General features: G+C 41.8%; 13 protein-coding genes. 1 reads left to right on the top strand and 12 read right to left on the bottom strand.

The annotated features are described in order from the left end of the window. Positions 1-9: 9 nt before the first annotated feature. The 8 genes from ACTNDS_RS03205 to ACTNDS_RS03170 form a co-directional block, all read right to left on the bottom strand. Positions 10-300, bottom strand: coding sequence for an AtpZ/AtpI family protein (locus ACTNDS_RS03205; RefSeq protein WP_243874012.1), 291 nt, complete (start codon positions 298-300; stop codon positions 10-12). A 366-nt stretch (positions 301-666) separates the two neighbouring features. Then, positions 667-1,776: a substrate-binding domain-containing protein gene (locus tag ACTNDS_RS03200; protein WP_441033589.1), complete on the bottom strand. Its 1,110-nt coding sequence runs from the start codon at positions 1,774-1,776 to the stop codon at positions 667-669. A gap of 155 nt (positions 1,777-1,931) precedes the next feature. Next, positions 1,932-2,672, bottom strand: coding sequence for an RluA family pseudouridine synthase (locus ACTNDS_RS03195; protein ID WP_441033587.1), 741 nt, complete (start codon positions 2,670-2,672; stop codon positions 1,932-1,934). A 931-nt stretch (positions 2,673-3,603) separates the two neighbouring features. Continuing rightward, positions 3,604-3,729 (bottom strand): hypothetical protein, encoded by a 126-nt coding sequence (locus ACTNDS_RS03190; RefSeq protein WP_019162986.1) that lies wholly within the window; start codon positions 3,727-3,729, stop codon positions 3,604-3,606. Between the two features lie 345 nt (positions 3,730-4,074). Further along, positions 4,075-6,333 (bottom strand): hydratase, encoded by a 2,259-nt coding sequence (locus ACTNDS_RS03185; RefSeq protein WP_441033584.1) that lies wholly within the window; start codon positions 6,331-6,333, stop codon positions 4,075-4,077. Between the two features lie 200 nt (positions 6,334-6,533). Continuing rightward, complete coding sequence (locus ACTNDS_RS03180; RefSeq protein WP_173743286.1) at positions 6,534-7,400, bottom strand: carbohydrate ABC transporter permease; 867 nt, start codon at positions 7,398-7,400, stop codon at positions 6,534-6,536. 4 nt (positions 7,401-7,404) lie between these two features. Continuing rightward, positions 7,405-8,298 (bottom strand): carbohydrate ABC transporter permease, encoded by an 894-nt coding sequence (locus ACTNDS_RS03175; protein ID WP_433844811.1) that lies wholly within the window; start codon positions 8,296-8,298, stop codon positions 7,405-7,407. Positions 8,299-8,395: 97 nt separating this feature from the next. Further along, positions 8,396-9,754: an ABC transporter substrate-binding protein gene (locus ACTNDS_RS03170; protein ID WP_441033579.1), complete on the bottom strand. Its 1,359-nt coding sequence runs from the start codon at positions 9,752-9,754 to the stop codon at positions 8,396-8,398. Between the two features lie 446 nt (positions 9,755-10,200). On the opposite strand from ACTNDS_RS03170, the gene ACTNDS_RS03165 reads away from it, so the two are divergent. Beyond that, positions 10,201-10,473 carry a hypothetical protein gene (locus ACTNDS_RS03165; RefSeq protein ID WP_441033576.1) on the top strand — a complete coding sequence of 91 codons (273 nt, stop codon included), beginning with the start codon at positions 10,201-10,203 and terminating at the stop codon, positions 10,471-10,473. Between the two features lie 13 nt (positions 10,474-10,486). Here ACTNDS_RS03165 and ACTNDS_RS03160 read toward each other — a convergent pair whose 3' ends face one another. From ACTNDS_RS03160 to ACTNDS_RS03145, 4 genes are all read right to left on the bottom strand, one after another. Next, positions 10,487-11,083, bottom strand: a complete 597-nt coding sequence (locus ACTNDS_RS03160) for a hypothetical protein (protein WP_044997334.1) — start codon at positions 11,081-11,083, stop codon at positions 10,487-10,489. A 247-nt stretch (positions 11,084-11,330) separates the two neighbouring features. Further along, a complete protein-coding gene (locus ACTNDS_RS03155) occupies positions 11,331-12,701 on the bottom strand; it encodes a UDP-N-acetylmuramoyl-tripeptide--D-alanyl-D-alanine ligase (RefSeq protein ID WP_441033572.1) in 1,371 nt (456 codons plus the stop codon). 69 nt (positions 12,702-12,770) lie between these two features. Continuing rightward, positions 12,771-13,805: a D-alanine--D-alanine ligase family protein gene (locus ACTNDS_RS03150; protein ID WP_173743290.1), complete on the bottom strand. Its 1,035-nt coding sequence runs from the start codon at positions 13,803-13,805 to the stop codon at positions 12,771-12,773. A gap of 57 nt (positions 13,806-13,862) precedes the next feature. Further along, positions 13,863-15,242 (bottom strand): peptidoglycan binding domain-containing protein, encoded by a 1,380-nt coding sequence (locus ACTNDS_RS03145; protein WP_441033568.1) that lies wholly within the window; start codon positions 15,240-15,242, stop codon positions 13,863-13,865. Between the last annotated feature and the right edge of the window lie 53 nt (positions 15,243-15,295).

Below are 15,295 nucleotides of genomic sequence, written 5' to 3'. Positions count from 1 at the left end.
TTCCATCCACTATAAATGTCTGTTGAACGATACTTTATTTTTCTTCTTTCTGCTCTCTTTTCTCTGCTGTCTGTTAATAGAAAGATAAAATTTATATGCTACTGTCCCAGAACCTCCCAGTCCAAAAAAGAAACCCGGAATAAAAATCCACCCGCCAACACCTGTATGGGAAATAAGAAACCAGCAGAACGCCAGACACAGCAAAAGCGGTGTGATAAGAGACAAGCTAAACTGAGACAACATAGTAACATTTTTAATAATCTTTGACCATTGCTTCATGCCATTCTCTTTTTTATCCAATTTTCCTCCTATTTATGACTACAAATCATCCATATCCTTTCAGTTATAAACTTATATAATCCTGTTTTCCTCTGATCACTGATTATGTTCATAATTTTATCATATCGCATGTAAAATTACAAGAAAGCTGTATAATTTTATCAAAATTTAATTATAATTTTACTATTTTTTTGTTATATTTATATCATGCATGTGATTATTTCAACATATTATATTTATTTTTTGTGACCAAATGAAAGCAAAAAAAGCACAAGAACAGTACACTTCTGTTCTCATGCTTTCTCTTTTGTATATTTCTCTTACCGTAAATACCCGATATTCTCAATAATCATTTTTTATTCATAATCTCTCCGGAAACTGCCAGTTCTAATCTGTATAAAGATATGCACTGCTCTCCGGATCATCAAGAGTAGATGCATCGATCCATGCCGGATTGGTCAGCACGTTTTTCTCTATTTTCACCGACTTTCTGGGTGCTGTGGTCTCTGCTGCCGCCCAGATCGTCTGATATCCCATAGCATAAGGCTGCTGGGAAACACAGCCAATCTCTGTTCCCTTTCTGATTGCCTCCTGCTGTTTGGAAGTGGCATCTACACCAACCAGGGCAATACTGTCACTTTCCGTACTTTTATCCATTTCCAGATACAGCTCTGTAATATCCGCATTGGTGCAGAACACTCCGTCCAGTGTTGGATATTTCTCCAGAACCTCCTGCATTGCAGCTTCCATATCATCAACCTGATCGGAATAAATGGTCTCCACTACCTCAATATCTCCATATTTCCGGATATTATCCATGAAGCCCTGGACTCTGTCCTGTACACTCTTTGTTTTCTCCTGAGCAGAAAATATTGCTATCTTTCCCATCTTTCCAATCGCACTTCCCAGCCTGTATGCAGCCATCTTGCCTACCTGTACATTATCTGTACCACGATATGCCCGCACCAGCTTCTTCTCAGAAACATTAGAGTCAAAAACAATAACCGGAATCCCATTCTCATGAGCTGCTTCAAGCTGTGCCTGACAGGAATCCATATCTCCTGCTGAAATGCACAATACTTCAGGATTCTCTGCAATTACCGCGTCAATAATGTTGATTTCGCTCTCCACATCCTCTTCATTATCCGGTCCCTCAAAGGTCATAGTAATAGCATCATCCTTCTTATAACCATAGGCATCATTGATGGCTGCCACAGCGTCCTCCATGCCTTTCTTTACCATTTTCCAGTACTCTCCCTTTGTGGACTTGCTCACAACAGCAATTCTGGAACCTGCCTGAATCTTCACACTGGTGTCAATTTCAGGAATCAGAGGACTCCCATCTCCATCCTCCACTGCCTCTGCCTCAGAATCCTCTTCCTCAATAGCATCTGCTACCAATGGCTGGATAGTCTCCTCAACCTCATCCTTACTGCAACCTGACAGCATTGTCAAAGCCACTGTCATACCGATCACTGCTACTATCGGTTTCTTCATGATCAATCTCCTCTTTCTATCGCGCTACAACCGAGCGGGTAAATCATCCGTTTCACTGCTTATACACAGCCGAAAAATCAGGCTTTATTCATTTACATAAAGCTAATATTTTATCCCTTATATTATACACATTTTAAATCTTTCGTCCAGAGATTTTATATTTTTTTCACGGAGAATTCACGAAATGCCGTTCCTGTGGGTGCAACCTGAAATTTCATCTTTTTCCCTGATGCTGGATGTGTAAACTCCAGCTGTACCGAACACAAGGCCAGTGCTTCTCTGCTGTTTTCCACAGGATTATATTTACGGTCTCCCACCAAGGGCATCCCTGCATGTGACAGCTGTACTCTGATCTGATGATGGCGTCCTGTTTCCAGCCGAACCTGTACCATGCAGCGTTTCTGTCCCTGTACTTCCCTGCTTTCCAGAATCTTATAATATAAAACTGCTTTCTTCCCACCTGCTGTACCAGCAGGCACCACTGAAGAAGAGTTCGTTTTATTATCTTTGCAGAGCCAGTCTGTGAGGCATATCATCTGCACTTTTTCCTCTTCCTTTGTGTCTGTGCTTTCCTTTTGCAGTACACTTTCCCTTTTCACATCTGTCACCGCCAGATAAGTTTTGGAAATCTCCCCCGTCATCATCTGTCTGTTTAAAGCCGCTGCCGCTTTCGGATTCAGAGCAAACACGAGCACTCCTTCCACCGGCTGATCCAATCGATGGATCACAGCCAGATAAGGTATCTTTCCCGTTTTTTTTTGCGCAATATAATTCTTTAGCAGGCTTTCCAGATCCATGGTCCCCACACGCCCACTCTGTACTGCAATCCCTGCCGGCTTATGGCAGACCAGGATATCCTTATCTTCATATAAAATACATTCTCTCACATCTTTCATCTATATATAATCTCCTTTATAAAAGCAGTAAATATCCCAAAAATTATACCTCAATCTTCATTTTCACGCAACGCCAGTTTCACTCCAAGATGGTCTGCCGCAAAACATGCAAAATAAAAAACCACGCCAGGCGTGATTTTTTCAGGCAAACTCAAAGACGGTCATCACTTTTTACTCTACCAGATTTCAAAAATGATGACCGCCTCAATGTTCTTCGTTATTCAATTTATTTTCCTCTTAGTATTCTTTCTATATTATTTATAGACTGTTCTACAAGATTCGCTATTCAATTTTTAAATTTCAAATCTTAAAATTCTTCTCTGATTTCCTGCTCATAATCCAAATGATATGTAATCATTGGTCTTACTTAGAAAGTTATATAGATTTTAATTATAATTTCACGGATTATAATTACAAATTGGAAATACTGGATACACTTTTTCATCTTTTATATAAGCAATTATAAATTTAACTTCTTAAATTCATAACCGTTTATGTGTTTATACTTTATCATCTCATCCGAACCAGGTTTTTCAAATACAATATTTCTATTTTAATTCAAGAAATCTGTCATCCTATGTAAAGTATTTTGAAAAAGTACCTTCGTAATTCACACTCAATATCTGAATCCATTATTATATGGAAGATATTCTTCTGATGCAAAGCTTCAATCTATATCCTAAAGTTACTGATATACATCTCAAAGTATCGTTCTTACCTTCAATCTATCTGTTCCCTGAAACTCAGCTTTCAGGCTAACTATTGAGATAAGGGTTATACTCTTTTAATAAATATTTCTTTACATATTTATCAAAATCTCTGTACCAGGTCTGTGACAGTTATTCAATATAAGTTATCGCTTCTATAATACTCTGGATACAAATTCTATTCCATTCTGAAAAATAATTTCATTTGTTGGAAAACCGTTTCATCATCTTATGTATCCGGTCTTTCTGGCAGGAAATGCGATATCTGCCACTCTTATATTGATTAAGTCTGTAAATTCATTTCCAACGGAATCACCTAACCCTTCTAAAATAATTTCATCCTTCTTCATTGTAACATTTATCTATACTATGAATTGAATGAATTTCTTTTTTAAGATTTTATTTCCTGTTTCTTTTTGATGAACTTATAATACCATCATGCTTCGTATTTGTCAATACATTTTTCTATTTATTTTCATATTTTTTATCTTATTATTGTTTTATTTTCATTAATTTTATATTTTTTCTATTTATCTCGTAATTTTCTGACTTTTTAAGTTTCCAAGATTTGATTCTGTCAAAATATTACCGTTCATTCCGTTCTCAGCAACACGCTTTGCTGGATATTGCCTATGAACAATAACAGCAAAATCAGAAATGCAGCCGCTTCCCAAACGACTGCATTTCTTTATTATTTATTTACGATTATAATTGATCAGACATCCCTTAAGGATAATCTCTCTTTCATCATCTGTAAGCTCGCCCAGAGTCACCTCAAATTCTTTCAGACCTTCCTGTCCGACTACATATCCTTTGATTACATCAGCCTTATTCTCCACAGCCTGACGGATTTCCGGGAAAAACAGGTAATCCCCGTTCACAAAGGGAAGCTTCCCTTCCTGGATCAAAAACGGAAGCATGCCCCAGTTGATCAGATTCGAACGATATCTCTTTGTTGCATATTCATTTGCCACATTTGCCCATCCTCCAAGTACTTTCTGACAGGAGGCAGCCTGTTCACGGGCTGAACCGTCACCAGGTTTCACAGCAAAAATGGTACTTCCAACTCCCAGATTTTCTTTGCTGACCTGCGGATAGGATTTCTTGATCACTTCCATCACCGGTTTCAGCTCCGGAAGTGCTTCAGCCGGACATTTACCCTCTTCAATTGCTTTCTGAGCAATCTGGACTTCCTTGGCGCGGCCTACATAAGCCGGATCCTTTCTGGAAAGGGTAAATTCTGCCAGTCCCAGAGGATTGGAACGGTAGGAAGAAGTCTCACCGGAAGGAATCAGTTCATCTGTGGTAGTAACCGGATCATGAATCTCAGAAACAACCTTCACAATAAGATTCTCCGGAAGTGCAGACATCTTTGGCCAGTCCTTAATATTGGGACCAAACTGGATCTCTACAGACGGATCAGCTACACCCTTGCTGTCAAAAACACGATTTTCATAAATAGTCTTATCAAAGAAATATTTCTGACCTGTATATCCTCCGGCATATTCCTCAGCAGAAGTAAGGAATCCCTTATTAGCAGCTGTAGCAGCTATAGAGCGGGCATCCATAAGTGCCACAGAAGAAATCTGGCCATTCTGGATCTTAGAACCTTCACGGTTCGGGAAATTTCTGGTGGTATGACGAATGCTGAACGCATTGTTTGCAGGTGTGTCACCAGCCCCAAAGCACGGTCCGCAGAAAGCAGTCTTAACTACAGCACCTGTTTCCAACAGATTAGCCAGAACACCATTTTTTGCCAGTTCCATATAAATTGGAGTACTTGCCGGATAAACACTTAATGTAAAAGCATCCGCACCAATGCTCTTGCCCTTCAGAATATCTGCTGCAGCACAGATATTTTCAAATCCGCCGCCTGCACAGCCGGCAATAATTCCCTGATCTACATACAGTTTTCCATCAACCACTTTGTCTCTGAGTGTATATGGTACCTTACCATCCAGACTTATCTGAGCTTTTTTCTCCACATCTGCAAGAATATCATCCAGATTAGCATTTAACTCGTCAATGGTATAGGTATTACTTGGATGGAAAGGCATTGCGATCATAGGTTTGATTTCTCCCAGATCAATCTCCACACATCCATCATAATATGCAGTTTCGCCTGGTTTCAGTTCTTTATAATCCTCACTTCTGCCGTGAATCTCATAGAATTCCTGAATTTTCTCATCTGTCTGCCAGATAGAAGAAAGGCAGGTTGTCTCTGTAGTCATAACATCCACGCCAATACGGAAATCAGCACTTAAATTTGCCACACCAGGTCCTACAAACTCCATAACCTTATTCTTCACATAACCATTGGCAAAAACCTTACCGATAATAGCCAGCGCAACGTCCTGAGGTCCCACACCAGGTCTAGGTGCTCCCTTCAGATAAATAGCAACTACACCCGGCATATTAATATCGTAGGTCTGGGAAAGAAGTTGCTTCACAAGTTCCGGTCCTCCTTCTCCCATTGCCATGGTTCCAAGAGCGCCATAGCGTGTATGGCTGTCTGAACCGAGGATCATTTTACCCCCTGCTGCAAGCATCTCTCTTGCAAACTGGTGAATAACTGCCTGATGAGGCGGTACATATACGCCGCCATATTTCTTGGCACAGGTAAGTCCAAACATATGGTCATCCTCATTGATCGTTCCGCCTACTGCGCAAAGAGAATTATGACAGTTAGTCAGCACATAGGGTACAGGAAATTTCTCCAGCCCTGATGCTCTGGCTGTCTGAATAATTCCCACAAAGGTAATATCATGGGATGTCAGTTTATCAAATTTAATCTGAAGTTTCTCCATATTTCCGGAAGTATTGTGGGATTTCAGGATTGAATAAGCAATCGTATTCTCTGCTGCCTTTTCTCTGGAAACAGACAGCTTTGCCTCAGTCTCCGGTACGATCTCCTTACCATTCAGCAGGTAAACACCGGTATCATATAATTTCATAATATATCCTCCTTTTCCTGACTTTCTCCGAAAGCACGCTTTTATACGCTAATTTGCAGAAATTTAAACTTAATTATAGGTTATCTGAAGCAAATAATCAAGTACCAATCCAAAACAAAAGAAATCCCCCGGAAAGGAGTTACACACACCTTCCAGGGGACTCTTGGCATTAGTTTATAAATAGCAGGATCTGTGGCAGATCAGCCTTTGACAGCTCCTGATACCATACCTTTGATAATCTCCTTGCTAAATGCAAAATACAGGATTACTACCGGCGCCATAGTAATCAACATGGCAGCCATCTGCTTCGGATAATCCGATGCAAACTGTCCCTTGAACTGTGTCAATGCAAGCGGTACAGTCTGAAGACCTACATCCTTGATCAGAACCAGGGCGAAAGAGAACTCGTTCCAGCAGCTGAATACCTGAATGATCGCAATCGTTGTAAGGATCGGGCGGCAGATTGGAAGAATAATCGTCCATAAAGTATGGGTAAAGTTACTTCCGTCAATTGCCGCAGCCTCTTCCAGTGATACCGGAATAGATTTCACATAGCCCTCTACCAGGAAAATACCGATAGGGAGACCAAAGGATACATATGGAAGAAGCAAAGTGAACCATCTGTTGTTGATTCCGCATTTCTGGAATACTACATAGATAGGAACCAGCAGAGAATGGATAGGGATCAGCATACCCATCAGGAACATGATATACAGTACACGGTTCAGTTTAAAATGAACACGCGCCAGAATATAGCCTACAATAAAGCTGAATATAATAATAAGAACAATAGATACACCTGTAGTTCTTACACTGTTTAACATAGACTGTCCCAGATGATAATCCTTATTAGAAAGGATTTTAATATAATTAATCAAAGTAGGGTCCTTTGGAAGCCCCATAATATCCGCATTAAATACTCGTTTTTCCTTCAGCGAGGAATACATCATCCACACGATAGGGAAAATACAGGAAAGGGAGAAAATAAGCAGGACCGCATTTATGATCACAGCTGCAATTCCTTTTCTCACTTTGTGAGTTGCCGGTACATTTGCACTTGAATTCATAAACCTACGCCTCCTTTTCCCTGGTAAGATATTTGATCAACGCCTGAGAACCGCCGATTACCAACAACGACAGTACAAAGATTGCTACTGAAATACAGCTACCATAGCCCATGTTGCTCTGGCTAAAGGAAACCTGGTATCCGTACATTGCCATAACCATGGATGCCGTACCCGGACCGCCCTTTGTCATAACATAAATATTATCGAAAGCTTTCATATTACCAGCTACGCAAAGGGTAATACATACAAGCATTGTGTTCTTGATCAATGGCAGGGTAATATACCATGCTGTCTGAAGTCCGTTGGCTCCGTCAATCTGAGCACTTTCAAAAATTTCCGTATCAATAGAAGCAATGGCGGAAAGAATAATTACCATATAATAACCTATGTACTGCCAGATCAGCGGAATTGTTACACAAAGCATAACGATTTTCGGATTATTCAGCCATACCTGACACAGATCTGCACGTCCGATCGCTTTCAGGAACCAGTTGATCAGACCATATTTATTATGATAGATCATGTTCCAGATCAAACCAATACATACAGCTGCGATCGTACTTGGGAAAAATCCGAAAGTACGGTGCATACCTTTTAATTTTGTTGCTTTTGCATTAACCAGCAGGACCAGAAGGAAAGCAATGCCAACCTGTCCGATGATACATGCGATTACCAGATAAATATTATGTCCAAAGGACTGCCAGAAAGTAGAATCATGGATCAGCTGAACATAGTTTGCAAGTCCGTTAAAGGTTTTTACAGGGCCTCCCTTCCACTCAAAGAAGCTGTATACAAGAGCTGTTACCAGCGGAACAAATACCGTAAAAATAAACATTGCAACTGGCAGGCACAGATATAAAATAAGAGTTTTGGTTTTAGGTTTAATTGTCGTCAACATATGCTGCATCTCTCCTTTCTACACTCAAAAACCGCTCCGCCCACCGCAGTGGGCAGAACGGTCATTGCTTATAGATTTATATTCTTATTTATATAATCTATTTATAGTTCTCTTCGTATGCTTTCTGAGCATTTGCTGCTACATCTTCCGGAGTCATATCACCATTCATCATAGTCTGAAGATCTGTGTTAAGAACATCCCATACAGCGCTGTTGATGTAGGAGTCATAAATCTCGCATTTTGTTGTATCAACATAAGAGTAGTTGTAGAAGTCCTGTGTAATCTGGTCGAATTTGCTCAGGTCAACATCGTCTGTCTTTGTTAATCCGCTAAGTGCATAGTTCTCTGCTACATAAGAGGAGAATGCAGGTCCTGTAAGTTCCTGTGCAAGGTCAATAGCTGCTGCTAATTTGTCAGCATCGTCAGCAACCTTAGGATTGATTGCTACTGCATATCCAAGACCGATGTTCTGAGAATCAGGATCCTCTGTTGCATCTGCAGGCTGTGGAAGAACTGCAAAGCCGATGTTGTTGTATTTCTCTTCATCGCTTTCTTTCAGAGTTGCTGCGATATAGGATTCATCCCAGTTACCACCGATAAATGCTGCTGCATCACCGGAGATATAGTACTCACGTGCATCTTCGTTTGTTACAGAGTTGAAGTCTTCGTTGAAGATCTTGGTTTCTGTGAACAGATGCTGTGTTTCTGTCAGAGCTTTTACAAATGCTTCGTCAGTAAATTTGGAACCGCTGTTGTCAATCAGACCCTGGAACCAATCTTTACCTGTATATCTGTTACCTAAAGTAGAAAGGAAATCGCTGTTTGCCTGCCATTTTCCGCCATTACCAAATGCAACAGTGTCAATACCCTGCTCCTGGAAATATTCGGAAGCTTTCTCAACATCTTCCCATGTAGATGGGAATGTATCGTATCCTGCTTCTTTCCACATAGCCTTGTCATAGATAACTACTGTACAAGTACCACCTGTCAGTACCGGATATCCATAAAGCTTATCGCCAACCTTAAATGGTGTAAAGTAATCCTGATCATATTTATCATAATACGGAGAAGCTTTAATTGTGTCTGTCAGATCCATAACCAGTCCCTGCTCAGCCCATGCCTTGGTATTCATACCCTGAAGTAAGAATACATCCGGAAGGTTATCTGCTGCTGCCAATGTAGCGATCTGTGTTTTGTATTCTGCATTTGCAAGAACATTTTCGTTCAATGTAATGTCCGGATGAGCTTCCTGCCATGCTGCAAGAGTTGTACGGAATCCATCAGATCCACCGTTTCCTTCAGACTCCTCTGATGTAGAGTAATGCATGATCTCAAGTTCACCCTTGTAAGCCAGATCATTCTTTGCAACCTCTGTAGCTGCGCTTACGCCTGTAGCGCCTACCATTGATACAACTGTTGCTGCTGCAAGTGCAACTGCCATGACTTTTTTCTTCATTGTGTGTCCTCCTTTTAAAATTAAAATAATTTCGTTCCTTTTGGTGTGTGTGCTTCTCAAATCCAATTTTCGAAACACCTTTCGATTAAGTTTTCCTTGATTTGTTTTACTTAATCGTTTTCTTTCCTTTATTAAACCTCACTTTCACTAATTTGTCAATGCTTATTTTGCTTAAATTATGCGTTTCGTATAATTCGCTATATTTTTAACCCGTTTTATTGTGCATTTTTACTTTTCCCTGTTTTCACAAGAAACTTGTCCTTTTATATTTTTTGACTATTTTCGCTTTTTCCAACTATTTATCCGAACTTTAGCTTAATCGTTTTCGATACTGTTTCCCATAGCTTTTCTTCCCTTTACTGTCTACTGTTTCTTTACATTTTGCCTGTAATCCTCTATACTGTTTTCATCACTATCTGCAGACAACCGAATCAGGGAGGCAAATTATGTTTCGTTTATGGGGCAAAATATGGAAAGATAACCGTTTATTAAGAGATACTGTAATATGTGACGATTCCCAGGATACCAGAACCCACAAAATATTCCGGGGGCTGGAATCCGTCTGTTATGAAATGGATCTGGAAAATCCTATCTGGCTGGATTCCACTGTCAAGGATTTCCAAAAACATGACAAAGCCAGATTTTATCAGGATAACTTCATTGAACAGATTGATTTTGATTATCTGGAGATCCAGGTTATAGAAGAGGACGGTCAATAGACCGTCCTCTTTGTCAATCCATAAACTCCCGGATGATCTCTCTCATGATCTCCTCTTCCTCAGGAGTAAGCATTCTGCTGAAATGGCTTCCTGCAGCCGCAGTCTGCCGGATACTCTCTGCAATATGTTCTACAATTTCTTCTCTGGAAGCCTCATCCGGCTTTCCTGCTGCCGGAGTTTCCTCTGTCCAGATCCTGACCTGCTCCACATAATCAGAAAGTGTATTCATAATAAGCTCCTCCTTATAGGTAAAATCCAAAGCCTGGCGAAGCAGCAAAAGAGCTGCCGGTACAATTGCCCCTACATAAAGATAGGCAAGAGGCACCCCCTTCTGTCCGGCACCGGTTGCAGTAAGGGAAATCGCAGTCACCAGGAGAGCCGTACAGAAAAGGGAAGGATACCATACCATACGATTCATCCTGTTCAGAAGCCTGTCCCTGGTTCTCCATAAATTCATCCATTTCTCTTTGAGATTTGATTTTATCCCTGTGTTTTTTCTGATCAGTCTTCGATAAGTAAGATGTGTTGTTAGCATCCCTGCCGCTCCCAGGCCACCCAGGGCAGCCATTGCATAGAGCAGAAGATGCAGATTCATGACCTTCTCCGCCATAACATCCTCCTTCTGATTCTGAACTGCAGTCATTCCGAAAAATTCCTCTTCCTGTTTCACAGTCTCAAGGTATTTTTCGAAATCTCCATAAATGTATTATACCTCTGTCAAAGCCCCCGGGAAACTAAATTCGTTCGTCAAATTCAGCTACAAAAATACAGAACCTGCACATAAAGCAGATTCTGCATCTATTCCTGTCTATTTCATTTTCTTCAGCACACACCAACCGGTATTTGCTTTTCCTCTTTTACATTTTCTGTAATACTTCAACAACTTCCTCAAACTTCATAAAATGAGATGCTTTTACCAGAATCGTATCCTCTTTCTGTACATATTTTTTCAGATGAGCCAGAAGGCTTTCTCTGTCCGGCTCATAAATCACCTCCAGGGAGGGATTCGCCTCAGCTGCTGCTTTTGCCATATTCTTGCAGAGTGCACCTGTACAGATCAGTACATCTATTCTGCATTTACCGGCATGCTCTCCCACTTCCCTGTGAAGCTCCGCCTCATTGGTTCCCAGCTCTCCCATGTCACCAAGAATAGCTACTCTACGTCCGGCTCCGTCCTGAAGCACATCCAGGGAAGCCTTCATGGACATTGGGTTGGCATTATAGCAGTCATCCACGATCAGAAATTTCTCTGTCTCAATCATTTTAAAACGTCCGCTTACCGGCTCCAGGCTCTCAATTCCGGCCTTGATCTGCTCCGGTGTCAGTCCATAAATCCTGCCCACAGCTGCCGCTGCCAGAGCATTATATACCATATGACGTCCCGGCATAGGAATATCCACTGTAAAAACAACATCTCCCATATGTATGGTACAGGTCATTCCCTTTAGTCCACGGCTGATGATCTGGTCTCCATATACCTGGCATTCTCCATTCATCCCAAAAAATACCGGTGAAATTCCCTCATAATCTTTTACAGTAGATAGCTTATCATCGTCTCCGTTTAATACAATATGGCCGTCTTTCTTCAGAAATTTGAATATTTCTGTCTTAGCACGCAGTACACCATCTCTGTCTCCCAGATTCTCCAGATGGCAGGTACCGATATTGGTGATCACACAGGTATCCGGTCTGGCAATCCTTGCCAGCCTGGTCATCTCTCCAAAATCACTGATTCCCATTTCCAACACTGCCAGTTCATCCTCTTCCCGCAGGCGAAACACAGTCAGGGGCAATCCCAGTTCATTGTTAAAGTTTCCCTGTGTTTTCAAAGTGCGGTATTTCTGGCTGAGTACAGAAGCGATTACTTCCTTGGTGCTGGTCTTACCTACACTTCCGGTAATCCCAACTACCGGGATCTGAAGCTGCTTCAGATAGAATTCCGCAATGTCCTTTACTGCCTGAAGGGAGGATTCCACCACAATGTATGGAAAATCTGCACTTTCCAGCACATGCTCAGACAATGTTGCCAGTGCTCCTGCTTCCATCACCTGAGGGATAAATCTGTGGGCATCTACTCTCTCTCCTACAATAGGCACAAACAGACAACCCTTATCTGCCTTTCTGCTGTCAGTAACAACAGACTGCACCTCTTCCTGCATTTTGTCTGCCGGTCCATAATAAGTGCCTCCGCAGACCTGTGTAATATGTTCCAGAGTTAAATTCTTCATAATATCTTCTTTCTGTTTTCTCTTCTTTTGGATTCTGTTGGCTTCTGTCCTGACAGCTCCGGCTCCAGACTACTGATACTTTCTCAAAGACACTTCGATCAGTTTCTCACAGAGGGTAGGGTAATCAATTCCAAGTACTCTGGCTTCCTGAGGGATCAGACTGGTAGGTGTCATTCCCGGCAGGGTATTGGCCTCCAGACAGTACATATCCCCGTTTTCCTTCATCATGAAATCCAGACGGCAGTATCCCTCCATAAACAAAGCCTTCGCTCCTGCCTCTGCATAATGCTGCATTTTTTCGGTAAGCTCCGGTGAAAGCTCTGCAGGACAGGTCTCGATGGTAGATCCGGCCTGATATTTATTTTTATAATCATAGAATCCCTGTATGGGAGCAATTTCTATGACAGGATATGCTTTCCCGTCTACTACAGCCACCGAGAACTCACGTCCCTTAATATATTCCTCAATAACTACCTCATCCTCATAGGAATAGGCATCCTTCAGCGCCTGCTCATATTCCTTCTGGTCATTTACAATATAAACTCCCACACTGGAACCGCCGCAGCAGGTCTTGACCACTACAGGGAATTCCATTCCCAGCGCCTTCAGATCTGTAGTCATCTGAGACTTTACCATAGAAACTCCCCTTGGTGTAGGTACATGGTTCATCATAAACATCTGCTTGGTGATTCCCTTATCCATAGCCATTGCACTGCTAAGATATCCTGTTCCTGTATACCGGATTCCCATCAGGTCAAAAGTGGCCTGAAGTCTGCCATCTTCTCCATTGGAGCCATGCAGTCCTAGAAAAACAATGTCTGCCATTTCACAGAGCTTCAGGATATTTTCCCCGAAAAAGCTTCTGCGTTCTTTTTTCATAGTTTCTATTTTATCATCAAACCCGGACATATATGCAGAGGCAGCGTCCACATCATATTCCTCAGGGAAAGGATTCTCCCAGTCTACATTCTCCACTCCACAAAAAACATCTGCAAGAATTGCCTGATGTCCTTTCTGGCGCAAAGCCTTACAAATACCAGTTCCGGATATAATGGAAATGGCACGTTCTGTACTTGTTCCTCCAGCCAATACAACAATCTTCATTTTATTCCTCCTTATAACACATGCCGTTATTATAATACGATTGTTCCAAAATAACAACTATCCATAAATGATAACCGGAGTATTTTTCTCCACTGCACTGTAAATGATCTGAACCTGATCGGCCGGTGCGCAGATACAGCCATGAGTTCCCTCAAAATCATAAATCTGTCCACCGAATTCTGTTCTCCAAGGGGCATCATTGATTCCCAGGCCTCCGCCAAAAGGAATCCAGTAATTTACAGATCCAGGATAATCCTCTCCCGGTACTGTATATCCGGATATTTTCTCTCCTGTGGAATAGCAGCCCACAGGGGTAGAACAGTTGGGAACATTGGGATTTCCGGTAAGAATCTGCGCATCTGCTGTAGGAACTCCGTCTTTGTAATATACCATCCTCTGGGCAGTAAGACTGATTTCTATATAGGTATATCCGATATCATTGGTTTTACGGCTTAATCCCTCATGGGCGTACTCCGGCTCTCTTACCTGGGTTTTGCCTTCTTTGATCAGCCCTGTCAATGCCTTTACCTCTGCTTCCTGATCGATCTGCCATCCATAATTACCGCCCTCTACTGTGATTTCCTGCCCGTCATAGGTATGAAAGATTCTGCTATTTCCAACAGTATCGTACTTTTCGCTCAGACCCTTCACATAAGCAGTCACCTGTTTTTTGTCCAGAGTATAATTACCTTTTTTGTCTTTCTTCAGCCAGTTTTTAATCGTCTCTCTGTCTACAGTCTCTGTGCGGTCATCAAAATCATAGGTGATCACCACATCTGTCAGCTTATTGATCTGCTCACAGTTTTTCACCAGCATTTCATCATTCTGATAAACAGACGGTTTCTTATAGCAGCCGCCTTCTTCCAGATTTACAGCCACTTTTCCGGTAAGCATAGCATCCAGGATTACCTGGCAGGTCTTTTCCGGATCCAGGGCTGCTCCCTCTACCTCTGGAATAATTACAAATTTATCATCTTTCTCTGCAATATATGCATCCGAAGGCTCCGTACTGTTCTCAGGCTGCATACATTTCAGAGCGGCAACTGCCGTTTCTTCCTTCTGTTCATCATACTGGATTGAAGATGGGATCTCATAGTCCTGATGCTGATTAAAAGCCAGGAACCAGCGGAAACGCTGCTGTTCCTTTACCAGCTGGTTTACACTGCCGTCAGACTTGTAGGAAAGCCCTGCATCCTGGGCACTGATACTCTCCTGCCCGTTATTTCTGGTTTCCACAGCCAGCACATAAGCGCCGATCCGTTCACCCAGAAGTTTCTCTGATTCCTCTACTGTCATATAGGAACAGTTAAATCCATTTACCATAGACCCAGGCAGGAAATGACTGGTAAAATAATAAACCCCATATCCATAAGCGCCTGCTGTGAGCAAAAACAGGAGGATGATCAGGCTGATCAGAATTTTTTTCCGGGTACTCATTTTTCTCCCCTTTCCAACCACAACCGCCCGGCACACAAAAATATGCCGGGCAG

It is taken from the genome of Blautia sp. HCP3S3_C12, assembly GCF_052064155.1.
GTDB lineage: Bacteria > Bacillota > Clostridia > Lachnospirales > Lachnospiraceae > Blautia_A.
This window is presented reverse-complemented; position numbering and strand designations above follow the sequence as displayed.

What these genes read in the sequence shown, in the direction of transcription:
- ACTNDS_RS03200 (WP_441033589.1), bottom strand. Translation starts at nt 1,776, where the DNA reads ATGAAGAAACCGATAGTAGCAGTGATCGGTATGACAGTGGCTTTGACA.
- ACTNDS_RS03195 (WP_441033587.1), bottom strand. Translation starts at nt 2,672, where the DNA reads ATGAAAGATGTGAGAGAATGTATTTTATATGAAGATAAGGATATCCTG.
- ACTNDS_RS03190 (WP_019162986.1), bottom strand. Translation starts at nt 3,729, where the DNA reads ATGAAGAAGGATGAAATTATTTTAGAAGGGTTAGGTGATTCCGTTGGA.
- ACTNDS_RS03185 (WP_441033584.1), bottom strand. Translation starts at nt 6,333, where the DNA reads ATGAAATTATATGATACCGGTGTTTACCTGCTGAATGGTAAGGAGATC.
- ACTNDS_RS03180 (WP_173743286.1), bottom strand. Translation starts at nt 7,400, where the DNA reads ATGAATTCAAGTGCAAATGTACCGGCAACTCACAAAGTGAGAAAAGGA.
- ACTNDS_RS03175 (WP_433844811.1), bottom strand. Translation starts at nt 8,298, where the DNA reads ATGTTGACGACAATTAAACCTAAAACCAAAACTCTTATTTTATATCTG.
- ACTNDS_RS03170 (WP_441033579.1), bottom strand. Translation starts at nt 9,754, where the DNA reads ATGAAGAAAAAAGTCATGGCAGTTGCACTTGCAGCAGCAACAGTTGTA.
- ACTNDS_RS03165 (WP_441033576.1), top strand. Translation starts at nt 10,201, where the DNA reads ATGTTTCGTTTATGGGGCAAAATATGGAAAGATAACCGTTTATTAAGA.
- ACTNDS_RS03160 (WP_044997334.1), bottom strand. Translation starts at nt 11,083, where the DNA reads ATGGCGGAGAAGGTCATGAATCTGCATCTTCTGCTCTATGCAATGGCT.
- ACTNDS_RS03155 (WP_441033572.1), bottom strand. Translation starts at nt 12,701, where the DNA reads ATGAAGAATTTAACTCTGGAACATATTACACAGGTCTGCGGAGGCACT.
- ACTNDS_RS03150 (WP_173743290.1), bottom strand. Translation starts at nt 13,805, where the DNA reads ATGAAGATTGTTGTATTGGCTGGAGGAACAAGTACAGAACGTGCCATT.
- ACTNDS_RS03145 (WP_441033568.1), bottom strand. Translation starts at nt 15,242, where the DNA reads ATGAGTACCCGGAAAAAAATTCTGATCAGCCTGATCATCCTCCTGTTT.